Genomic DNA, 22,882 nt, shown 5'->3' on the forward strand with positions numbered 1-22,882 from the left:
AGGCCTCGACGGACCCGGAACCCACAGGGGTCAGCCCGGCGCCCACGGGACCACCACGAACCCAGCTCATCTCGACAGTCCAGCAGCCCACTCCGGGCCGAGCTGGAACCGCCTACTCACGAATTAGGAACCGAGCATGGCAGAGCAGCCTTCCTGGTCACACGCCATCCATGTGGACGGCGGGTTCCGGCCGCCCGCCGCCGGCGGCACGATCCCTGTCCACGACAAGTTCTCCGGTGAGCTGCTGGGCGCCGCCGGCCGCGCCGAGGCCGCCGACGTGGACGCGGCGGCCGCCTCCGCGCTGACGGCGCAGCGGGCGTGGGCCGCCCTCCCGTACACCGAGCGCGCCGAGGTGCTGCGCCGGGCCGCGGCGGCACTGCGGGACCGGGCCGGCCTGTCCGAGCTGATCATGCGGGAGACCGGTGGCATCGCGGGCAAGGCCGACTACGAGATCGCCGCCGCGACCGGCGAACTGACCGAGGCCGCGGCACTGGCGTCCCGGCCGGTGGGCGAGGTGCTGCGGACCGGCCACCCGGGCCGTTTCTCGGTGTGCGAGCGGGTGCCGGTCGGGCTGGTCGCGGCGATCACGCCGTGGAACTTCCCGCTGGTGCTGGCGATGCGGGTGATCGCGCCCGCCCTCGCGCTGGGCAACGCCGTGCTGCTCAAGCCCTCCCCGGAGACGCCGCTGTCCGGCGGACTGGTCCTCGGCGAGGTCTTCGCGGCGGCGGGGGCGCCCCCCGGCGTCCTCCAGGTGCTGCCCGGGGGCGAGGACGTCGGCCGGCGGCTGGTGGAGCACCCGGACGTGGCGATGGTCCACTTCACCGGTTCCACGGCGGTCGGCCGGGAGATCGCCCGCACGGCCGGAGCCCTGCTGAAGAAGACCTCCCTCGAACTCGGCGGCAACAACGCCCTCGTGATCCTGGACGACGCGGACGTGACCCAGGCGGGGATGATCGGTGCCTGGTCGAGCTTCCACTACCAGGGGCAGACGTGCATCAGCGCCGGACGGCACATCGTCGACCGCGCGGTCGCCGACGCCTACCTGAGCGACTTGACCGCACGGGCCGCCGCCGTCACCGTCGGCGACCCGCTGCGCGAGGGGGCCGGGCTGGGACCGATCATCAACGACACCCAACTGGCCCGCGCCCGGCGGCTGCTGGACGAGGCGGTGGCCGGCGGGGCCAAGGTGCTCACCGGGGGAACGAACGAGGGCAGGTACTTCCGCCCGACCGTCGTGGTGGACGTCCCCCCGGACAGCGAGCTGTGGACCGAGGAGATCTTCGCACCCATCGCGCCGGTCGCGGTCGTGGACGGCGACGAGCAGGCCGTCGCGGTCGCCAATGCCACCGACTACGGCCTGGTCTCGTCGGTCGTCGGCACCGACGTGCACCGCGCCACCGAGGTGGCCCGCCGGCTGGACTGCGCGATGGTGCACGTCAACGACGCGACACCGCAGGACGAACCCCTCGCCCCCTTCGGCGGCATCGGCCGCTCCGGCCTCGGCGGCCGGTCCGGCGGCGACGCGAACCTGGAGGAGTTCACCGAACGCCGCTGGCGCACCGTTGCCGGCGGCCCGGCCCACTACCCGTACTGAGGCCGCCCGTGCCGCTGGGCCGGTGACGGCCGGCCCGGACCGATGACCGGCCCGGTGCGACGGCTGGCCCGGTGCGACGGCTGGGCCGGTGCGACGGCCGGGCCCGGCAGCCACCGCGCAGGGCGGCCGCCGGGTCCCGCCGCGGACCGGACGACATCGGCACCCCGGCACCCCGGCACCCCCGTCAACTCCTGCGACTTTCCTCGTACGACCAGCAGGCGCCGCCCGAGTCCGCGGGGGCGCCCCGGCGGTCCGCACCGCGGACCGCCGGTCCGACCGAAGGCGGTACCCGCGCGTGAACGCGACCACTGACGCCCCCGCGATCCTCGCCGCGCATCTGGGCTACGGGCTCGGCGCGTCCAAGGCGGTGCTCGCCGTCCTGCCCGACGGCCTGCCGCCGCGGTCCTGCGAACTCGTCGGCCCGGAAGGCGGCCGCCGTCCACTGACCGCCGGCCCGGTGGAGGCCGTGCCGGGCTGGCACGCCGGACCGTTCGCCCGGATCGCCCTCCCGGCGGACCTGGCCGCCGGCTCGTACACGGTCCTGCTGGTCGACGGAACCGGCCGCGAGGCGGTGTCGGAGCCTTTCGGCGTCTCCGCGGACCGCCTCCAGCGGCAGACGATGTCCGACGTGCTGGCGTACTTCCGCGCGATGCGCTCCAGCGGCGAGATCGACCGCAAGGACCGGCACGCCCGGCTGTGGGGCGACGAGAGCGGGCGGGAGGTGGACGCCCGGGGCGGCTGGCTCGACGCGAGCGGCGACCCGAGCAAGTTCCTCAGCCACCTGACCTACACCCGTACCATGAGCCCGCAGCAGATCCCGCTGTGCGCCTGGGCGCTGGCCGCGGCGCGGGACGTGCTCGCCGAGCGTCACCCGGCGCTGGTCCGCTCGCTCGGTGCCCGGCTGCGCGACGAGGCGCTGTGGGGGGCCGACTTCCTGGTCCGCTTCCGCGCTCCCGAGGGCTACTTCTACACGGGCATCTTCGACGCGCTGACCAAACGGCTCGACGAGCGGGTGGTGACCGCCCCGCTCGCGGAGTGCGTCCGCACCGACCGGTACCAGGCGGCGTACCGGCAGGGCGGTGGCCTGGCGATCGCCGCGCTGGCCCGCGCCGCCACCCTGGGCGACCGGGGCGACTTCACGGGGCCGCAGTACCTGGAGGCGGCGCTGGCCGGCTTCCACCACCTCGAGGCGTACAACCTCGACTACCTGGACGACGGCACCGAGTCGGTGACCGACGACTACGCGGCGCTGCTGGCGGCCAGTGAACTGGTCGCGGCCGGCGCCCCGGTGACCGCGGCGGCCCGGCGCCGGGCCCGGCGGCTGACCGACCGGTACGTGCGCCCCGACGGCGGCGGCCCCGGCTGGTTCCTGGCCGACGTGGAGGGGCGGCCGTTCTTCCACGCGGTCGAGGCCGGGCTGCCCGTGCTCGCGCTGCTCCGCTTCGCGACGGTCCTCCCCGACGCACCCGAGGCCGGCCCGGCCCGGGACGTGGCCGTCGAGGCGATGCTGGACGTGCTGGACCGCACCGCGGCCGTGCCGAATCCGTTCGGCTGTCCCCGGCAGCGGGTACGGCCGGCCGGCGGCGAGGACCGCGACGCGTTCTTCTTCCCGCACGCCAACGAGACCGGCTACTGGTGGCAGGGGGAGAACGCCACCCTCGCCTCCCTGGCGGCCGCGGCCTGCTGGTGCGCGGAAGCGGCCGGCGTGACCGGCGCCGACCGGGAGCGGCTGCTGGCCTTCGCCGACGACCAGCTGGCCTGGATCACCGGTCGCAACCCGTTCCAGGTCTGCATGCTCCAGGGCCGCGGGCGCAACAACGTGGACTACGAGTCCGACTTCCCCAACCTGCCCGGCGGCATCGTCAACGGCATCACCTCCGGCTGGGCGGACGAGGAGGACATCGCCTTCCTGCCGGCCGACGCCCCGCAGGGCGAGTCGTGGCGATGGGCCGAGCAGTGGATCCCGCACACCGGCTGGTTCCTGCTGGCGGTGGCCTCGGCCCGCTGATCCTTTCCGCACCGCGGCGGCCTGTGCGTGGCCATCGCCCCCGACAGCGACGGTCCGGGCAGCTTCCGACATCATTCTGAACATGTTCAAAAAACGGGCTACGCTGACCCCGAGGGATGCTGAGGGATGCCGAGGGGGGTTCGATGAAGGTAGTGCTGCCCGGGGGAACCGGACAGGTGGGCACGATTCTCGAGCGCGCGCTGACGGCGGCCGGCCACGAGGTCACGGTCGTGACGCGACGTCCCGCAGGGGCGAATCAGGTCGGCTGGGACGGGGTCACCCTGGGCCCCTGGGCCGCGGCGGTCGACGGGTGCGATGTGGTGATCAATCTGGCCGGGCGCAGCGTCTCCTGCCGTTACACCGCCGAAAACCTGCGGGCCATGATGGACTCCCGGGTGCATTCGGCGCGGGTGGTCGGCGAGGCGATCGCCGTGGCCGCGCGGCCACCGCGTGTCTGGCTCCAGATGAGTACGGCGACGGTCTACGCCCACTCCTTCGACACGGCACAGGACGAGGCGACCGGGGTGATCGGCGGCTCGGAGGCCGGGGTGCCGGACTACTGGGCGTACAGCGTCGACATCGCGAAGAACTGGGAGCGGGCGCAGGCCGAGGCGCCGACGCCCGCGACTCGTAAGGTGGCGCTGCGCTCGGCGATGGTCATGAGTCCGGACCGCGGCGGGGTGTTCGACGTCTTGTCGTGGCTGGCGCGGCTCGGACTGGGCGGTCCCGTGGCCGGCGGCGCGCAGTACGTCTCCTGGATCCATGACGAGGACTTCGTGCGAGCGGTGGAGTTCCTGATCGCCCGGGACGACATCGAGGGGCCGGTGAACCTCGCCTCGCCCGGTCCCCTTCCGCAGCGCTCCTTCATGCGGGCGCTGCGCAAGGCCTGGGGCGTCCCCGTGGGGCTGCCGGCGACGCGCTGGATGGCCGAGGTGGGGGCGTTCGCGCTGCGCTCGGACACGGAGTTGCTGTTCAAAAGCCGCCGGGTGGTGCCGGGCCGGCTGCGCGCGGCCGGGTTCGCCTTCACGCATCCCGAGTGGCAGGAGGCCGCCGCGTCCCTCGTCCAGCGGACCAGGCTGGTACACGGGGCGAGGGGCCGGGCCCGTGAAGCGCACAGCCACGCCGCGTAGCCGCCACAAGGAGACCTTCCACCTCGGCCCGGTACCTCAAGGCCACGAGCTGTCCCCGGCACGAGGACGCAGCGCGCGACACCGCGTGCCGTCGGCATCGGGCGATGTCACCGTGTCGGCACCCCCCTTCACGCCTCATCGGTTGCAGGTACGACGGGCACCCCCTCGCCGGCCGGGTGGCGAGGAGGTGGCACCACCTGGCGCCGGCGCGGGGACCACCCGAGCCGGCGCGACGCGGAAGGGCTGTGCAGGGCGGACCTGCCCGGAACGATGACCGCCATCAGGCAGGCCGCCGCCATCCCGATGAGTCCGGTCACCACGCCCAGCTTGGCCGCCAGGGACACGTTCGGCAGCACGAACACCGCAATGTCCAGGCCGAAGGACGCGGCGCTGACCACGGCCAGGGCCGCCGCCAGCCGGTTGAGCCGGGTGTCCAGCGCCTCGGCCCGCATCGACGAGGCAGCCACCAGCGAGTTGCTGACATAGCCGAGCAGCTTGTCCGCCCGCTCCTGGGTGTCGTCCAGGCCGATCACCTGACGCGCGGCCAGATAATTGGCCCGGTGTGCCTGGATGGATTCGATGCGATAGCCGTCGAGGTGGTGGAAGTCGGCCCACAGGCCGTCCAGGAACCGCCTGAAGGCCGGCACATCGGTGGTTTCCGGGTGGCCGTGCGCCAGGTGTGTCAGTACCCAGCGCCCCGCGATCAGCGCGCCGACCAGCAGCGATTGCTGCGCCACCGCGATGTCGGTGGGTTCGGTCATGGTCAGCAGGTCTTGCAGCGGTGTCGCCGGGTCGCGGTCCCAGGCGTAGGTGTACGGCAGCAGGATCCGGCAGTCCGGGCCGGAGATCAGCGTGGGCACCCGGGCGTCCGCCTGCCAGGGCGGGTCCTGGGTGACGAAGTGGCAGTTGTAACGCGCCGACTGGCGGTCGATCGGTGAGCGGTCTCCGTCCAGTGCCAGGTCGGGCCGCAGCGCCACGTTCCCCAACAGGCCGCTGCTCAGCGAGGCGGACAGCACCGCCGTCAGGACCGGGGCGTCCGCCTCGCGCAGCACGCGGTTGACCGCGGCGTCGAGTGCGTCGAGCTCCGGCAGGGCCAGCCGCCGCACGTCGGTCTCGTGCCTCAGCGCGTAGATCACCAGGACGGTGCCCGCGATCAGGATTCGCGCATGGCAGGCGACGATCTCCGCTCCTGGCACGGTGATCGCCGGACGCACGATCGAGGTCAGGTCCACCTCGATCGTGCTGTCGGGGTTGTACGCCAGCGACCGCAGGCCGCCGGCGAACGGCCGCAGTTCGCCGTGGCCCGGCACGGCGATGGACTCGAAAGCGGTGCCGGGGGCGCGGTGGTGGAGCGGATACGCCCTGGTCTGCAGGTGCAGGACGTCGCTCATACGGTGGCCCCGGGCCGGGAGACCGCCACGTACTCGGGGATCAGCTCGGCCTCCGGGACGGCGACCCGGCCGAGGTAGCGGCGCTGCAGGTCTGCGGGGCCGAGATCCTCCACCGGTGTGCCGAGCAGCTCCGTCAGCTGCTGGTGGGTCAGGTGACTGGCCTCGGCCGGCACCTCGCGGCGGCGGAACCAGTGCCGCTGCCTGGCCAGCACCCGGCTGCCGGCCGCGGCGTCCGGCCAGTAGCTGACCGCGGTGAGGACGGTCGTACCGAACCGGGCGCCCAAGGTCACGACCGCCCCCGCGTCGTCCGGCGGCAGGTAGAAGAGCACGCCCTCGGCCACGTACGCCACCGGCCGCCCGGCGGCCGTCTCCCGCACCGCCACGGCCAGCCGTTCGCGGTCGGTGGCGCTGCAGAGGTCCGCCGCCAGGTGCCGCACCTCGCGGTCCTCGGCCACTCCGGCGGCCACCAGCTCCGCCGCCCGCCGCCGCTTCGCCGCCACCATGTCCGGCAGGTCCACTTCGAGGGCCGCCGCGAAGGGCAGCAGCCACGGATACGACGAGAAGCCCGCGCCGCACACCACGAGTACGGTGTCCGGCTCCTTCCGCAGCACTTCGGCCAGCGTGTCCGCGATGAACCGGCCGCGCAGCGACACGACCAGGTCGTCGTGCGGGTAGACGGCGCCGGCGTACTCGTCCCACAGGTTCCGCACCGCACGGCGCTCCGCCTCGGGGATCCACTCGGCGGCCAGCTGGTCCTCGGCGAGATCGGGTTTGCGTGCCCGTGACTCATTGACCAGATAAGCGGTCAGCTCGACTCCATCCCGCACCACGCCCAACCCCCGTAAGTCCATGACGCCCCGTCAGTCACCTTGGTATCACCGCCGCACGGGTCCTCCGCAAGTGCGCCCGGGTGCACGCGCGGCCACGGGGACGTCACGAGTCCGCCCGGCCGAGTCCTTCGAGGAGCGCGACGTCCGCCGCCGGGCGGATCGGTGTCCGACTGCGTGCCGCGGACGGGGCGTACGCACTCTTGGTCCGGGGTGCGCGACCCGCTAGGGTCCGGTCGGACAGCGTTGTCAGACCGGTACGGTCCCGCGCCCACACCGTGCCCCCCACGCCCTTGTGGAGGTACCCCGATGCCAGGTCCGTACGTGAAGAACCACATCCCTGCCCGGCGGGCAGCGCGTTTACTGTGTGCCGTCGCGGCGACGCTTGCCGCAGTTGTGACCGCGCCCGCGACCGCCTGGGCACAGACGCCGGCGCAGGCACAACTCGAGCCCCGCGCCGCGGCCGTGGCCGCCTCCGGCCTCGACTACGTCGCGATGGGCAGCTCCTTCGCGGCCGGGCCGGGCATTCCGCCCGCGCAAACGGGCAGCGGGGCCGAGGCGTGCGCCCGGTCGGCCGGCAACTACGCCAGCATCGTGGCCCGCGAGACCGGGGCGAATCTCACGGACGCCTCGTGCAGCGGCGCGACCACCGCGAACGTGCTGACGGTCAGCCAGTCCGGCCAGCCGCCGCAGGTGCAGGCCGTGACCGCGGCGACCCGCGTGGTCACGGTCACCATCGGCGGTAACGACGTCGACTACCTGGGCAGCATCAACACCTACTCCTGCCAGACCGGCGGCGGCACCAACTGCGGCAGCGTGGACCAGAACGCGATCAACCAGACCTTCCCCGCGCTGGCCGGGCGGATCGAGGACGTCGTCAACGCCGTCCACGGCACGGCACCGCAGGCTCACGTCTACCTGGTCAACTACTTCACCATCCTGCCGGACTCCGGGGCGTGCACGAACGTCCCGCTGACCGCCGACCAGGCGGCATTCGAGCGCAGCATCGCCTCGCGCCTGGCGGACGCCACTGCCGGCGCGGCAACCGCCACAGGGGCGACCCTGGTCGATCTGGCCGCCGCCAGCCACGGACACGACGCGTGCGCCGCGAACCCGTGGGTGGAGACGTACCGTCCGGCCGCCGGCCGCTCTGCGTACCACCCGAACGAGGCGGGAATGAGGGCGGCGGCCTCACTGGTGGAATCCGCCCTCGAGTCCGGCGGCCAGGCACGGACCGCGGTGTTCCGTTCGGGGATCACGGGCAAGTGCGTCGACGTGCGCAGCTCCGGCACCGCCGACGGCACGCCGGTGCAGCTGTACGGCTGCGACGGCACCGACGCGCAGCGGTGGGCGTACGTTCCCGGCGCGGGCGGCACGCTGCGAGCCCTGGGAGGCTGCCTCGACGTCAGCAACAGCGGGACCGTGAACGGGACCAAGGTCCAGCTCTGGCAGTGCAACGGCACCGGCGCACAGCGCTGGGTGACCGGCCCCGGCTCCTCCCTGATCAACCCGCAGTCGGGCCGCTGCCTGGACGACCCGGGAAGCTCCACCGCCGACTGGACCCAGCTGCAGATCTACGACTGCAACGGCACGTCCGCCCAGCAGTGGACCCCCTCTGCCTGACCCCTGACGCCCGACGGCCGCCCGGTTCTCCGGCCGGGCACGGCGCCCACGCCCACGGCCGGAGATCACGCCAACCGCCGGGCGGCCACCGGGCAACGGAGAATGGCGTGGCAGTGCCGCGCGGCAGCAGTGGAAAGCGGCAGACGGCAAGGGGAGGGCGACGTGGTCCTGGCGGCGTGGTGCGCGATTGCGGTCGGCGGCCTTGTGCAGACCACGGCGGGGTTCGGCTTCGCGCTGGTGTGCTCGCCGGTCCTGGTCGCCGCACTGGGTCCCACGGCCGCCGTTCGGTCGGTCATCACCTTGTCCTCGCTCATCAGCGTGCTGATCCTGGCCCGCACCTGGCGACACACCAGGCTGCGTGAGGCCCTGCTGCTGGCCGTGCCCGCCGTCGTGCTGGCGGCACCTGTTGCCGTGCTGGTGCACCACATGGACACCCGGGTGCTGACCGCCGCGGCCGGTGCCGTCACGGTGACGGCCGCGGCTTCGATGGCGCGCCGGAACCTGCGCCTGCCCGTGCGCGGACCGGGCGGCATGGCCGCGACTGGCCTCGCCAGTACCTTGATGAACGCGCTCGGGGGACTGTCGGGGCCGGCCGCGGCGATCTACGCCGCGAACGAGGAGTGGCCGCCGCAGGAGATAGCTCCCACGCTCCAGGTCTTCGGTCTGATCCTCAACGCGGCTTCCCTCGCGACGCTCGGCGGCCCCGCGCTGGACCTCCGGCTCGCCTCCGCCCTGCCGGTCGGATGGCTGTGCGGAATATGGGCCGCCCGCCGGCTCTCGGCCGCCCAGCTCCACCGCGTCATCCTGGCCCTGGCCGCCGCGGGCGGCGCGGCGGCCGTGATGCGTGCCGCGATCGGCTGATCCCGTCGGGCTCTTATGACGGAACCGGCGCCCGGAGGGATCACTTCCATCGGGCTGGCGCTGACCGGCGGGGCGTTGCGCTGGTCGGCACGGCGCAAGGGGACGACCGTGGTCGACACCTCGGAGCTGGGGCTGAAACTGGCCGACGGCACAGAGCTGGGGACCGCGGGCACGGTGCTCACCGGCTTCGAGCACGGGAGGGTGGACGCCACCTGGCAACCGGCGTACGGCCGTAACGCGCGTGTGTCCGACCAGTTCACACCGGTGGGCTCGCGCACCTTCGACTCCCAGACCAGCTACGTCCTGCCGGTCGGCGGACGGCACGGCACCACGTACGTCTAGGGTCGCCTTCCCCACCGCCGGCGGAACCGGCGCCGTCAACACCGCCGTCGCCCGCATCCACCTGATGCCCGGCCGCAACGGCAACCAACTGCGCTTCGCCAACCCGACGGCCCCGCCCCCGTCATCGACACCATCGCCGTCCCCCGACCCGCCCCCGTGATTCCGCCCCTCGCCACCCTCGGCCCCGGCGGAACCCCGCCGGGGCCGAGCGGGGCAGGATCACTCCGCTACGGCCGCTGCTGGGGCAGCGGTCGAAGCGCGGGCCAGCGGGTGAGCATGCGGTGCCGCATCGCCGCGGCGAGTTGTCCCAGCCCGGTGAGGTCGCTGCCGCCGTCGGCCGTTATCTCGCCGACGACTCCGAGCCGGTGGACGAGTCGCTGCCGGGCCGTTGCCGTACCCCATGTCCAGTCGCGGTCCGGGAGTTCGGCCAGGTGGTCGGCGGTGCCGCGGTCGGCTCGCTGGACCAGGGCGTCGCCTCGCAGCAGCCAGCCGGCGCACGCGTCGGTGAGATCGCCCTGGAGCTCGGTGCCGGTCGCGTCGCGCCATGTCGTGCGGTACGCGGTCTCCGCCGCGTGCAGCAGGGGTCGGGGCGGAGCGGTGACGCACCAGCAGGTCGGGAAGCCGATGCGCAGGTAGGCGAGTTCCATCAGGCCGTTGCCGAGTGCGGCCTGTTCGAAGTCGATGAAGCGTACGCCGTCGCCGGTGTGCATGTCGTTCCCGGGGCAGGGGTCGCCGTGCAGCAGGGCGTGGCCGGGTGCGCCGGCCAGGCGGTTCACGAGATCGTCCAGCTCGTTCCGTACCGCGGCGGACACCGCGACGCCGAGTGTCCGGGCGAGTCCGAGGAAGGAGCCGACGTCGTCATGGCCCGGGCCGGACCAGGCAGGCAGCGCACCCGCGTCGTCGGCGCCGGTGGCCGCGTGGAGCCGGGCCAGCGCGCAGGCGTAGCCGACCACCCAGTCCTCGCCGGGCCGCCGGTCGTCCAGGTGCTCCAGCACCAGCACCCGTTCGTCCGGATCGGTGCCCAGGAGCGCCGGCACCACAGGTGGATCGACCCGGGCCGCGAGCTTCAGCGCGGCCACCTCGCGGCCGTACCTCTCGTCGGCCTCCGGCCCCTCCACCAACTGCTTGACCACCACCGGCGTACCGGACACCTCGGCCCGCCACACCCGCGACCGCGGACTGCTGCCCAGCCGGCGACCGCGACGAGGTGTGCCGAGCTCGGCCCGCAGCTTCTCCCCGAACGGGGGCCTCGACCACATGACGTCATCCTCGCACCGGCCGTCGCTCCGAATGCCTGACTTTGTCCGATGCTAGCCAGCGCGTACCCTCGGCGGCATGGTGGATCTCCGCAAGAACCGTGATGCGTGGTCGATGGCCAACTGCTCGGTGGCCCGCACTCTTGACGTGGTCGGCACACGGTCGACTCTGCTCGTCATGCGCGAGGCGTTCCTCGGCACCCGCAGATTCCACGACTTCGCCGAGCGCATCGGCAGCGGCGAGGCCGTCACCGCCGCGCGCCTGAGGGACCTGACGGCCGCCGGGCTCATGGAGAAGGTCCCGTACCAGGAACCCGGCCAGCGGACCCGGTACGAGTACCAGCTGACCCAGAAGGGCCGTGACCTCCTCCACGCCATCATGGCACTGCGCGAATGGGGCGACAGTTGGGCCGCCGACGAGCAGGGGCCCCCGTGGATCTCCACGCACACGGGCTGCGGGGCGGAGGTCCGCACGGTGATGCGCTGCGCCCACGGGCACGACGTCCACTTCGGTGAGACCACGGTCACCCCGGGCCCGGGCCTCATCCTCACGGACCCGGCGGCGCACTCCTGACCACTCCTGACCACGGCCGCGCACTCGTGACCATGGCCGCGGACCCGGGCCCGTGACCCCCGCCTGAGCTCGACCCGCGCATGCTGACTTTTAATCTCCATAGCCAGAGTGCTAGCGTCCTGGCTATGGAGATTAAAAGTCAGCTGGGCGTGCCCGCTTCCGCCGCGCCAACCGCCGGCACACCGGCCGCGGCCACCGCCTCCGGGGCCGGCGCTCCGGGCGACCGCGGCCGGTGGTTCGGCCTCCTGGTGGTGTGCCTGGGCGTGATGATGGCCTTCGTCGACGTGTCCGCCACGATCACGGCCCTTCGCCACATCCAGGACGACCTGCACGTTGCGTCCAGCACGCTGGTCTGGATCACCAGCGCGTACAGCCTCGCGGTGGTGAGCCTGGTGATGTCGGCGGGCACGCTCGGCGACCTGGTGGGTCGCCGGCTGGTGTTCGTCGGCGGCGCCGCCGTCTTCGTGGCCGGCAGCGTGGTCGCGTTCCTTTCCGGCAGCTCGGGGACGCTGATCACCGGCCAGATCGTCATGGGCGTGGGCGGAGCCGCACTGCTGCCGTCGAGCCTGGCGATCGTCAGCGCCACCTTCGCCGACCCGCAGGAGCGCACCACGGCCATCAGCATCTGGGCGGCGTGCTCCGGACTGGGGCTCGCCATCGGCCCCGTGCTCGCCGGCCTCCTGCTGGAGCACTTCTCCTGGCACGCCGTGTTCCTGATCAACCTGGTCATCGGCGCCCTCGCGCTCGTCCTCGCCCCGATCCTGGTCTCCGAGTCCAAGCACCCCACCCGGAAGCTGGACCCGGTCGGCCTCGTGCTGGGCACGGTCGCGACCGCCTCGGCGACGTACGCCATCATCCAGGGCGGCGCCACCGGCTACACGAAGGCGCCGATCATCGTGATGTACGTGGTCTTCGCCGTCTCGCTGCTCCTGTTCGTACGTGTCGAGCTGCGCCACCACGACCCCATGCTCGATCTGCGGCTCTTCCGCAGCGCTTCCTTCTCGGCCGTCATGGGCGTGTCCGCCACGACCATGTTCGGCTTCGTCGGCATATCGCTGCTGAGCGTGCTGTACATGCAGCGGGTGGGGCAGGTCGCACCGCTCGGCGTCGGGGTGCGGATGCTGTCGATGTTCGGCACGTACATCCTGATCAGCGCGGCGGCCTCGAGGCTGGTGCGCAAGGTCGGCTTCACCGCGATGCTCACCGCGGGCCTGGTCCTGATGGGCGCCGGGGCCCTCGCCCTGCTGGCCACGGGACCGTCCGGCGACTACGCGAGCATGTGGCCCGGGCTGCTCGTGGCCGGCGTCGGCGCCGCCCTGCTGACCGCCCCCTCGACCGCGGCGGCGGTCAACAGCGTGCCCGCGCTCCAGGCCGGCATGGCGGCGTCCTCCGTCAACATGGCCCGCCAGCTCGGGGCCGTGCTCGGTCCCAGCGTGCTCGGCACCATCGTCACGAGCCGCTTCCCCCGCAACCTGCACCACCGGCTCACCGACGCGGGCGTGCCGGGTCCCCAGGCGGACAAGGTCGTGGCGGGCGCCTCGCACGGCGGCAGCACGGCGGGCCTGCCCGCCGGCCTGGCCCGAGCGGTGGGCGCCGCCGTGCCCCGCGCCTTCACCGACGCCGTCCACCTGGGCCTCCTCGTCGGCGGCATCGTCCTGCTCGTCATGGCCGTCCCCACGGCACGGTTCGTACGTCACCGGCCGCCGGGCCAGTAGGCGCCCGAGCGCCGCCCCCGCGTACGGCCCGGAGCGAAGACCTCGTGCGTGCGACACGGGATGCGGCCCCGGCGGCCGCGTCCCCTTCGCGCCGGAAGCTCGTGCTAGTTTAAAGCGACCGGTCATATTGGTGACTCTGTGGTGGCCGACCAACGCACGGAAGAGGGCAACGACATGTCTCGGATGACACCCCGGCACGCCGTCGTGGACGGACTGCGCGTCCGGTACGCGCAGGGCGGCGGAACAGGGCCCGACGCCCTGCTGCTCAGTCCTTGGCCGGAGAGCGTGTACGCGTTCGACGGCGTGTGGGACGCGCTGTCCGCGCACGCCCGCCTCGTCGCGCTCGACCTGCCGGGATACGGCGATTCGCAGGTGTCCCAGGAGCTGCAGTCCCCTGAGGCGATGGCCGGGTTCATCCTGCGCGCCGTCGGGGCCCTGGGCCTGGAGCGGCCGCACGTCGTCGGCCCCGACATCGGCACCTCCGCGGTGCTGTTCGCGGGTGCCCGGGATCCGCAGGCGTTCCGGAGCATCGTCGTGGGGTCCGGCGGCGTGGCCGTACCCGTGAACGTGACCGGCATTCTGAAGACCTGGGTGGAGGAGCCCGGGACCGACCAGTACCGGGACCTCGACCCCGCTGCCCTCGTGGACACCGTCCTCGGCACCATCAAGGACTTCACCCCGGCCGCGCACATCCGCCAGGACTACGTGGACTCCTACCGGGACGGACGCTTCGCGGAATCGGTGAAGTACGTCCAGCAGTATCCGGTCCAGCTTCCCCGGCTGGCGGAGCTTCTGCCGACGATCACCGCACCCGTGCGGGTCGTCGCCGGAGCCGAGGACCCCGTGGTCCCGGCCGCGAACGCGCGCTTCATCGCCGACCGCGTTCCCGGCAGCCGTGTCGACCTGATCGACGGCGCGGGCCACTTCTGCTGGGAGGAACAGCCCGCGGCCTACGCCTCGCTCGTGGCCGACTGGTGGAACACCCACTGACCATGCGCGGCCACCGCAGCGTACGGCCGGGTTTTCACTGGCAGCCCCCGTGGGCGTTGTCCGAGGCTGTCGTGTACGCGCCCGCGCCGTGGGACGTACCCGCGACCGAAGCGGCGGTCAACCGGCCCGGCGGAGTCCACGGACCGCACGGGGTCGCCGAAGCGGGCTTCTCCGGCACGGGCGATCCGCTGTTCACGGAGACCGCCCGCAGGCTGGGCCGGGACGGCCGTACGCCCGTCGAGCATCTGGACGTCCTGCTGACACTGGACGCCCTTTCTCCCTCCACCGCCCCGCGGATCGGCCTGCCCTCGGGCGAACTCTTGGCGGGCGCGGGGGCCTACGGGAAGACCCCGCTCCTGTACGGCTGCACTGCGCACAGCGGAGGCCTGGCGCTCGACGACGACGGCGAGCGCATCACCTGGGAACCGGGTACGACCGTGCTGGTGGAGGATCTGCCGCGCACCTCGGTGGACGCGCTGCCGCGGGCCTCGTACGCCATGGTCCGCTCCAGCGACGCCGATCCGGCCGACGCACTGCGCCGGGAGGCCTTCGTCCTGCTGGGCACCAGGTATCACAGCGACGTCCCGCCGGTGCCCGAGGACGCGAGGCCGGCCGAATCCACCTGGCAGGACAGCCGCAGCCACGCGCGCGTGCCGACCGAGTACCCGGGTCTGGCGGACAACGCCGAGGTGTTCCTGGACGAGGCGCGGGCGACCCTGCTCGTCCGGCGGTTCGGCTTCGACGGCGGCGGGACGGAGTACGCGCTGCCTCTCACGCGCGAACGCTCCGTTCTCGTCGACGCGATGCGCCGGGAGTATCTGCACTCGGCCGCCGCGTACGCCAGCGTGGGCGCGGATCGGGAAGCCGCCGACACTCTCCGGGACACCCCGTGGAGTCCGGAGGCGCTGCGCCGGCTGCTCGCCGTGATGAGCGTGGCGACCGCCGCCGACGCCGCGCGCCTGATCGCCCGGTCACCCGACGAATGGCGCCGGGTGGGCTGGCCCGTCGACGCCGCCGTGGACGACGCCGCCTCGACGCTCCGGAACGCGGAGCCGCGGCAGAGCTGGCGGGTCTCGCAGGCCGCGGCCCTCGCCTCGGCGGGCATCGCGGCCGAACGTGCCTACGAACTGCGGTCGGCGGGGTTCACCTCGGTCCAGGCCGCGATCTCGGCGGACGCGACCCGGCCGACCGCGGCGGCCGGAAAGGCGAAAGCACTGATCGAGGCCTCCGAGACACCGGTCCCGGCCTCGATCGCCGCGGCTCTCGGCACGGCCCGGGAACACAGCGCCGAGGATGCGCGGACCTGGGGGCAGGACCACCGCAAGAGCTGCGCCCTGGAGGGCTGGGGGCTGTGGGTCACTCTGACCCGCCACACCTTCACGCTGCGCAACGGCTCGGTGCGCACGCTGTGGGACGTCACGAACGGCTGGTGGGCGATCAACGACGAGAGCGAGGGCGAGGACGGGCAGTCGAGCTGCGTCTTCACCGACGAGGACGAGGCGCTGGCCGCCTGGCGGGCGACCCGATCCGAACTGAAGGCCTACGAAGCACAGCTCCTCGAGTGACGCCCCCGTTGTCGGGCCACCCACAGCCGAGCCGGGGCGGCCCGCCGACGGCCGCCGCCCGCCGGAAGCGGGCGGCGGCACGGCTCATCGGTTGGCGCTTGCGGTGATGGTGAACTGCGAGCCCGGTTCGACCAGGACATCGCCGTTCGCCGAATTGGTGATCGTCACGTTCGTGAGAGTCGCGCTGCCCCGGGCGCCGCCCTGGGCGCGGATGCCGGCGCCGTTGTTGGACTTGTCGATCGTCACGTTGCTGATCACGACGCCCGGCATGTTGCCGCCGCCGGTCTTGAACTGGATGCCGTCGTAGGTCGAGTCGTGGATCTCGGTGTCCCGGATCGTGACACCGGTGATGTCGCGGTTGGCCGGGAAGAGCGTGATGGCGCCGAACTTCTGCTGCTCGCCCCAGAAGGCGCCACCGGTGCGGTAGAGGGCGTTGTTGGCGATCAGGGTCTGCCCGGAGAAGGGCAGCGGGTCGTGGTCGGTCGCCAGCATGATGCCCGGGTAGTTCATGGTGTCGTAGACGAGGTTGTTCTCGATGGTGTTGCCGTAACCGCCGTAGATCGCGATGCCGTTGGCCCGCCAGGGCAGCTGGATGGTGTTGTTGACGAAGTGGTTGTCGTGCCCGATGTCGACCGAGGTGTCCTTCACGTAGTGGCTGGCCCACACCGCGAGGGAGTCGTCGCCGGTGGTGCGGAAGGAGGAGTTGAAGACTTGTGAATTGCGGGTGCCGTTGGTGAAGTTGATGCCGTCGGCGTAGGTGTCGCGGATGCGCATGCCGCTGAACTGCAGGCCGTCGGCCGGGCCCCACAGGTCGGGGATGTTGTCGTAGTCGCGGCCGACCCACACGCCGACGTTGGAGTGCTCGATCCAGACGTTGCTGATCCTGGTGTTCTTGCCGAAGCGGCCGTTGAGGCCGACACCGCCCTCGGCGTTGCCGTCACCGCCGCGGATCCGGCCCGAGCCGAAGACGGCGATGTCGGAGATCTGCGTGTTGCCGTCGATGTCGAAGCCGAAGTTGCCCTCGTGCGGGTGGTTGATGCCGCCCGCGTCCTGCGGCTGGGTGAGGGTGTAGAGCTGCGAATACCACATGCCCGCGCCGCGGATCGTGACGTTGCTGATGCCGACCTGGTTGTACTGGCCGCGGTGCAGTGGGTCGGGGGTGAGGATCTTCTGCTCCTGCCGCCACTGGCCCGCCGGGATCCAGACGCAGTTGATGACGCCCTTCTCGTCGTCCATCACGGCCTTCTGGATCGCCGCGGTGTCGTCGATCCCGTCGTCGGGCACCGCGCCGTAGTCGGTGATCGAGGTGCACTCGTCGGGTTTGGCGGTCGGCGGCGCGACCTGTTCCAGGTCGACCGAGTCGACGATGTAGAAGGACGCGTTGTCGCCCGCGTCGCGCTGCAGCCGGAAGGTGGTGCCGGCCGGGTAGCTCTGGTTGAGCAGCGCGCTGGTCTCGTCGAACAGCCGCCGGGCGTCGCCGCCGGGACGGTTGGTCAGGCCCTCGGGGTCGTCGGTGGTGCCGTAGAGCCAGCTGTGCACGGAGGAGAGGGTGAGCTTGCGGACGTAGGTGCCGTTGACGTACAGGCTGAGGGTCGCCTCGATGCCGCCGCCGGAGGGCGCGTCCGGGATGGAGTTGCGCACCACGATGGAGTTGGTCGGCACGGTCGAGGTGAACTGCACGTACTGGCCGGTGGAGTCCAGCCGTACCGACTTGCGGCCGGAGGACTCGGTGGCGAAGTCGGTGTGGCCGAAGGTACGGGTCGGGTCGGCGGTCAGCAGCGTGCCGGTGTACGTGCCGGCCTCGGCCTCGTAGGAGGTGAACGGGACGGCGGCGCCGCGCCCGACGACGATCGCCTGCGCGAAGGCGTTGTTGCCCTCGTTGGTCTCGGTGACGGTGTTCGTCGCGTCGGCCGTGGCGGTGATGTTCGCGCCGCCGCCGGTCGCGGTCCAGGTACCGGAGACGTTCACGTTCACGGTGGCGCCGGCGGCGACCGAGGGGGTGCTGGTGTCGAGCGTCGTACCGCCCGCTGTGAGCCGGGTGACGGTGGTCGCGCCGGAGGCGGTGGTGCCGCGGTTGTGCACCGCGACGGTGAAGGTGACGGCTTGGCCGGGCGACGGGTTCGCCGGGTCGGCGGTGATGCCGAGCACCTGGAGGTCGGGGCCGGGGCTCTGGGCGACCACCAACGGGCCGGGCGCGGTCAGGGTGTTGTTGGCGTTGTCCAGCTCGATGACGGCGTCGGTCGGGTCCACGGCCGCGGTGACGGTGTAACTGCCCGTCGCCCGCTTGCCGATGCCGACCGCGACCGTCTGCGAGGCGCCCGCGGCCAGCGCGCCGACCGAGGCGGTGCCGGCGACGACGCCGCCGATGCTGACGTTGACGGTGGTGGCAGGCGAGGCCGCTGTGCCGGCGTTGCGCACGGTCGCGCTGACGGTGGTGCTGTCGGTCTCGACCGGGGCGGACGGTGTCCACGTCACGGACGTGACGGTGAGATCCGGGTTGGGCGCCGGGGCGCCGAAGACCTGGAGCTCGCCGACCTGGCCGCCGGGCGCGCCCGAGTTGCCCGCGAAGGCCAGCCGCACGTCCGCGGCCCTGCCCTGCACCGGGATCCGCACCGAGTTCTGATTGCCGGACGGGCTGAAGCTGTACGTGGCCGGGGCGGCCAGCGAGGTGAAGTCGCCGCCGGACTGGCCGCGGCCCAGCACCTGGATGTTCTGCGTCCGCGCGCCCCAGACCGGGTCCGGGTTGAGCTTGACCACGACCGAGGTGAGATCGGCGTCGGCTCCCAGCTTCGCGGTCAGCGTCGCGGGGAAACCGGCGGACTCCCAGTAGGTGCCGATCTGCCCGTCGGTGGCGTTGGCGGCGATGAAGTTCTGCGTCGCCGAGGACGCCTCGGCCGGCTTGCCGTGCGCGAGGTCGGTGCCGCCGCCGTCACCGGGGTCGCCCGGGTCGCCGGGGTCGGTGCTCACGGTGCCGTGGACCTCCAGCTCCGAGAGCTGGGCCGCGGGCCAGCCGGTGTTGGCCGTGACGGTGACCCGTATGTAGCGGGCGGTCGTGGCGCTGACGTCGAGGGTCACCGTGTTGTTCGCCGAGCCGGGGGCGAACTGCCGGGCCTGTACGGCGGCGAGCGAGGTGAAGGTGGTGCCGTCGGCGCTGCCCTCGACGCCGAGCGTCTCCGAGCGCGCCTCCCACGAGGCGGGCAGCCGGAGCACCACCTGGTCGACGGTCGCGCTCTGCCCGAGGTCGACCCGGACCGACTGCGGGAAGGCGTTCGACGGACCTTCCCAGTACGTCCCCTGGTTCCCGTCCGTGACGTTGGCGGCGGGGTAGCCGCCGAGGGCGCCGGTCGCCGAAACGGCCTTGCCCAGCGCCAGGTCGGTCGGGTCCGCGGCGTGCGCGGTGGCGGCGAGCGGGGTGAGGCCGAAGGCGACGAGCCCGGCCGTGACCACGCCGGTGATCACGCGTCTGAGCTGCTTGCGTTTCATGGACTCCTCTGTTCTGCCGGGAACGGGAGAGCGGGTGGGGGGAGAACGCGAGCCGCGTCGGCGGCGCCTTGCACAGCTCCGTGACCTGGCAAGCGCGGCCATGCCGTGAAGTTGCAGATGCGAGCGAGTAATTGAGACTGTTGTCATCGATTTTTTGCGAAACTCAGGGTGCAAGCGGGGCGTTGCTTTGTCAACGCTTTACGCAGGGTTGGCGGATCAGTGACGGTCGCGCCACCGGTGCGCTCCGGCAGGGCGTGAGCTACGGCGGTGCTCACCGGCGTCGGAGCCGCACGCAGACGATCAGGTCAGCCCTGGCCTGTGCCGCTCCGGCCGGCCCACAGGTCGATACGGGCGGTCACGTCCGCGAAGTGCTCGGCGATCCGGGCCGCGGCGGCGTCCGGGTCGTGCGACTCCAGGGCCGCCAGCACCTGCCGGTGCTGGCGGACCACTTGGGCGTGGTCGGTGCGCGGCTTGGCCATGTCCGCCTCTGTCGTCCGGTAGACGTCCCAGAACAGGGCGATGAGCTGCAGGGCCAGGGCGTTGCCAAGCGGCTCGTAGAGCAGTTCGTGGAAGCGGCGGTCGTGGCCGGCCCGGCCGCTGTCGCCGTCGGCCTCCAGGGCGTCGAGTTCGGTGTGCAGCCGGGCGATGTCCTCGGGGCCGAGTTCGACCGCGGCCCGCCGGATCAGCCCGCTCTCCATCAGGGCGCGCATCTCCACGATGTCGCGCAGGGCCTGCGGGTTCGAGCGGCGCACGGCGAGGCGGGAGTGGAAGAGCAGCCCGGGGGCCATGGAGCGCAGCGCGGCGGTGCCGACGTAGGTGCCGTAGCCGTGGCGGATGTCCACGATGCCGAGTGCCTGCAGGCCCTTGAGCGCCTCACGTACCGAATTCCTGCTGACGCCGAGCGCGCGCATCAACTCCGGCTCGGCGGGCAGCGGGTCGCCCGGGCCGAGGTCCGTGCCTATGACCAGGTCCACGATCCGGTCCTGCACGGTCGGACGCGCGGCCCGCCCCGGAGTCGGCGACACCGGGGCGAGGGGTTTGCGCTGTGCTGGCACGGGGCCTACGTTACCCCCGCGGTAGGACGTCCTACGTCCTGTGTCCTGCATCGCCGTTCACCCGCTCCCGAGGAGGCGAGCCCGCATGGACAACTCTCAGGCCTTACCGCTTCGTTGGCGCGCCGAACTGTCCCGGCAGGACTGGAAGGCGTTCACCGCGGCCTGGCTCGGCTACGCCATGGACGGCTTCGACTTCGTCCTGATCACCCTGGTGCTCACCGAGATCGCCAAGGACTTCCACCTCTCCACCGTGCGGGCCGCCACCCTGGTCTCCGCGGCCTTCGTGTCGCGCTGGTTCGGCGGTCTGGCCCTCGGCGCCCTGGCCGACCGGGTGGGTCGCCGCCCCGCGATGGTGTTCAGCATCGCCCTGTACGCGGTCGGTTCCGCGCTCTGCGGCTTCGCCTGGGGCTACTGGTCGCTGTTCGCCTTCCGCATGGTGGTCGGCCTCGGGATGGCCGGCGAGTACAGCGCGAGCGCCACGTACATCATCGAGAGCTGGCCCGAACGGATACGCAACACCGCCAGCGGCATGCTGCTCAGCGGCTACCCCCTGGGCAGTGTGCTCGCGGCCAAGACGTACGCCTGGGTGGTGCCGCACACCAGTTGGCGGGTGCTGTTCTGGATCGGCGTCGTGCCGGTGGTCGTGGCCATTTATCTGCGGCGGCGCCTGCCGGAGGCCGTGGAGTGGACCGCAGCCCGCGAGGCCGGGAAGTCGCGGGTCAGCGCCACCGCGCGGCTGTTCTCCGGCACCCGCAAGGCGTGGAACCTGCCGCTGTGCCTGGTCGCCGCGATCGCTGTGCTGGTGGTGCTGCGCGGCCGGTCCACGACCACCACCCTGCTGCTGGTCGCACTGGTCACCGCCTGCTTCGTGGCGATGGCGGTGCAGTTCGCCCGGCAGCTGTGGCCGGTGGTCGTCGCGCTCATGACCACCGTGTTCTGCGCGTTCATGTACTCCTGGCCGCTGCAGTCGCTGCTGCCCACGTACCTGAAGACCAACCTGCACTACGACCCCGGGCAGGTCTCCGACGCCCTGCTGTACGCCGGCTTCGGCTACTGCGCCGGCTCCGTGCTCGTCGGCCGGCTCGGCGACCGCTTCGGCACCCGGCAGGCGTACGTCGGGATGCTGGTGGTCTCCCTCGCCTTCGCCTATCCCGTCTTCGCGCTCGGCCGGGGCCACACCGTGTGGCTGTGGGTGCTGCTCTTCCTGCTGGTCGGCACCGGATCGGGCGCCTCGGGCGTCCTGCCGAAGTACGTCAGCGACCACTATCCGATCGAGATGCGCGCCGCCGCACTCGGCTTCAGCTACAACGTCGGCGCCCTCGGCGGCGCCGCCGCGCCCGTGCTCGGCGCCAAGCTCGCCGGGCCGCTGAGCCTGGGCACCTCCATCATGGTGCTCTCGCTCGGCATCACCGTGATCGTCGTGCTGCTGGTCGGCTTCGACGTGCCCGCGCGCGTGCAGCGGCTGGCCGGCGCCCGGCAGTCGCACCGCGACTACCCGCCCGTTCCCTCCGCGAGTGAGAAGGCATGATGTTCCACGGAGTCGTTCCGCCCCTGTGCACCCCGCTGACCGACGACGGGGAGGTGGACACGGCGTCGCTGGAGCGTTTGACCGCCTTCCAGCTCGACGCCGGTGTCCACGGCCTGTTCGTCCTGGGCTCCACCGGGGAGGTCGCCCAACTGACCGACACGGCACGGGACACCGCGCTGCGTACGGTCGTCGCCACCGCCGCGGGACAGGTGCCCGTGCTCGCCGGCGTGATCGACACCGGGACGTCGCGGGTGATCGAGCACGCCCGTCATGCCCGGGCGCTGGGCGCCGACGCGGTGGTGGCCACCGCCCCGTTCTACGTCGGCGTCGGCGAGGCCGAGATCCGCGCCCACTTCGAACGGCTGCACGCCGCTCTCGACCTGCCCGTCGTCGCCTACGACATCCCCTCCAACGTCCACAGCAAGCTGCCGCCCGCACTCCTCGGCGACCTCGCCCATGCCAAGGTGATCGCGGCCGTCAAGGACTCCTCGGGCGACCTCGAATCCTTCCAGCGGCTGCTGGACGCCACCGCGGGCAGCGGTGCCGGCTGCCTCACCGGCTCCGAGACCCTCGCCGACCTCGCCCTCGCCCGCGGCGCCGACGGCATCGTCCCCGGCCTCGGCAACATCGACCCGCACGGCTACGTCCGGCTCCACCGGGCCGCGCACACCGGCGACTTCACCACCGCCCGCGCCGAACAGCGGCGGCTCACCGCGCTCTACGGCATCACCGAGATCCCCGACCGCTCCCGCATCGGCCGCGTCTCAGCCGCGCTGGGTGCCTTCAAGTCCGCCCTCGCCGGCCGCGGTCTCATCGCCTGCGCCCGAACGGCCCCGCCGCTCCTGCCCCTGACCCTCGCCGAATCCCGTGCGATCGCCGCACACCTGGAAACCGCGGGCCTGGGCCGCGTCTCCTGACGCTCTCGCTCCCCCACGACGGT

Annotated in this window: 17 protein-coding genes; 12 read left to right on the forward strand and 5 right to left on the reverse strand. The window is 72.5% G+C overall.

The features are described from left to right. Positions 1 to 136: 136 nt before the first annotated feature. From ITX44_RS00005 to ITX44_RS00015, 3 genes are all read left to right on the forward strand, one after another. Positions 137 to 1,594, forward strand: coding sequence for an aldehyde dehydrogenase family protein (locus ITX44_RS00005; protein WP_205354846.1), 1,458 nt, complete (start codon positions 137 to 139; stop codon positions 1,592 to 1,594). A 295-nt stretch (positions 1,595 to 1,889) separates the two neighbouring features. Further along, entirely contained in the window at positions 1,890 to 3,602 is a 1,713-nt protein-coding gene (locus ITX44_RS00010; RefSeq protein ID WP_307795010.1) for a glycoside hydrolase family 9 protein, read from the forward strand. A gap of 143 nt (positions 3,603 to 3,745) precedes the next feature. Further along, on the forward strand, positions 3,746 to 4,732 hold the full coding sequence (locus tag ITX44_RS00015) for an epimerase (RefSeq protein WP_205354847.1): 987 nt from the start codon (positions 3,746 to 3,748) through the stop codon (positions 4,730 to 4,732). 128 nt (positions 4,733 to 4,860) lie between these two features. On the opposite strand, the gene ITX44_RS00020 is transcribed toward ITX44_RS00015, so the two are convergent. Next, positions 4,861 to 6,123: a hypothetical protein gene (locus ITX44_RS00020; RefSeq protein WP_205354848.1), complete on the reverse strand. Its 1,263-nt coding sequence runs from the start codon at positions 6,121 to 6,123 to the stop codon at positions 4,861 to 4,863. Then, positions 6,120 to 6,974: a class I SAM-dependent methyltransferase gene (locus tag ITX44_RS00025; protein WP_236059629.1), complete on the reverse strand. Its 855-nt coding sequence runs from the start codon at positions 6,972 to 6,974 to the stop codon at positions 6,120 to 6,122. Before ITX44_RS00025 ends, ITX44_RS00020 begins: the two co-directional genes overlap by 4 nt. A gap of 372 nt (positions 6,975 to 7,346) precedes the next feature. Between ITX44_RS00025 and ITX44_RS00030 the strand changes: the two genes are divergently transcribed. From ITX44_RS00030 to ITX44_RS00040, 3 genes are all read left to right on the forward strand, one after another. Next, positions 7,347 to 8,573 (forward strand): ricin-type beta-trefoil lectin domain protein, encoded by a 1,227-nt coding sequence (locus ITX44_RS00030; RefSeq protein WP_307795011.1) that lies wholly within the window; start codon positions 7,347 to 7,349, stop codon positions 8,571 to 8,573. A gap of 162 nt (positions 8,574 to 8,735) precedes the next feature. Next, positions 8,736 to 9,434 (forward strand): TSUP family transporter, encoded by a 699-nt coding sequence (locus ITX44_RS00035; RefSeq protein WP_205354850.1) that lies wholly within the window; start codon positions 8,736 to 8,738, stop codon positions 9,432 to 9,434. Positions 9,435 to 9,449: 15 nt separating this feature from the next. After that, positions 9,450 to 9,776: a glycoside hydrolase family 97 N-terminal domain-containing protein gene (locus ITX44_RS00040; protein ID WP_205354851.1), complete on the forward strand. Its 327-nt coding sequence runs from the start codon at positions 9,450 to 9,452 to the stop codon at positions 9,774 to 9,776. A gap of 227 nt (positions 9,777 to 10,003) precedes the next feature. Here ITX44_RS00040 and ITX44_RS00045 read toward each other — a convergent pair whose 3' ends face one another. Beyond that, entirely contained in the window at positions 10,004 to 11,035 is a 1,032-nt protein-coding gene (locus ITX44_RS00045) for a phosphotransferase (protein WP_205354852.1), read from the reverse strand. Between the two features lie 76 nt (positions 11,036 to 11,111). On the opposite strand from ITX44_RS00045, the gene ITX44_RS00050 reads away from it, so the two are divergent. The 4 genes from ITX44_RS00050 (at position 11,112) to ITX44_RS00065 (ending at position 15,876) form a co-directional block, all read left to right on the forward strand. Continuing rightward, positions 11,112 to 11,606, forward strand: a complete 495-nt coding sequence (locus ITX44_RS00050; RefSeq protein ID WP_205354853.1) for a winged helix-turn-helix transcriptional regulator — start codon at positions 11,112 to 11,114, stop codon at positions 11,604 to 11,606. Between the two features lie 125 nt (positions 11,607 to 11,731). Next, the gene (locus ITX44_RS00055; RefSeq protein WP_205354854.1) at positions 11,732 to 13,321 is read left to right on the forward strand and encodes an MFS transporter; all 1,590 of its coding nucleotides are present in this window, start codon (positions 11,732 to 11,734) and stop codon (positions 13,319 to 13,321) included. A gap of 174 nt (positions 13,322 to 13,495) precedes the next feature. Then, the gene (locus ITX44_RS00060; protein ID WP_205354855.1) at positions 13,496 to 14,311 is read left to right on the forward strand and encodes an alpha/beta fold hydrolase; all 816 of its coding nucleotides are present in this window, start codon (positions 13,496 to 13,498) and stop codon (positions 14,309 to 14,311) included. A 2-nt stretch (positions 14,312 to 14,313) separates the two neighbouring features. Next, a complete protein-coding gene (locus ITX44_RS00065; RefSeq protein ID WP_205354856.1) occupies positions 14,314 to 15,876 on the forward strand; it encodes a hypothetical protein in 1,563 nt (520 codons plus the stop codon). Positions 15,877 to 15,960: 84 nt separating this feature from the next. Here ITX44_RS00065 and ITX44_RS00070 read toward each other — a convergent pair whose 3' ends face one another. After that, on the reverse strand, positions 15,961 to 19,359 hold the full coding sequence (locus tag ITX44_RS00070; RefSeq protein ID WP_205354857.1) for a CARDB domain-containing protein: 3,399 nt from the start codon (positions 19,357 to 19,359) through the stop codon (positions 15,961 to 15,963). A 305-nt stretch (positions 19,360 to 19,664) separates the two neighbouring features. Continuing rightward, positions 19,665 to 20,414: a FadR/GntR family transcriptional regulator gene (locus tag ITX44_RS00075; protein ID WP_307795012.1), complete on the reverse strand. Its 750-nt coding sequence runs from the start codon at positions 20,412 to 20,414 to the stop codon at positions 19,665 to 19,667. An 85-nt stretch (positions 20,415 to 20,499) separates the two neighbouring features. Between ITX44_RS00075 and ITX44_RS00080 the strand changes: the two genes are divergently transcribed. Together ITX44_RS00080 and ITX44_RS00085 are read left to right on the forward strand one after the other, a co-directional pair. Then, positions 20,500 to 21,942: a sialate:H+ symport family MFS transporter gene (locus ITX44_RS00080; RefSeq protein ID WP_205354859.1), complete on the forward strand. Its 1,443-nt coding sequence runs from the start codon at positions 20,500 to 20,502 to the stop codon at positions 21,940 to 21,942. Then, positions 21,939 to 22,859 carry a dihydrodipicolinate synthase family protein gene (locus ITX44_RS00085; RefSeq protein ID WP_205354860.1) on the forward strand — a complete coding sequence of 307 codons (921 nt, stop codon included), beginning with the start codon at positions 21,939 to 21,941 and terminating at the stop codon, positions 22,857 to 22,859. Before ITX44_RS00080 ends, ITX44_RS00085 begins: the two co-directional genes overlap by 4 nt. Positions 22,860 to 22,882 lie beyond the last annotated feature (23 nt).

The organism is Actinacidiphila acididurans (genome assembly GCF_016918855.1).
Classification (GTDB): domain Bacteria; phylum Actinomycetota; class Actinomycetes; order Streptomycetales; family Streptomycetaceae; genus Actinacidiphila; species Actinacidiphila acididurans.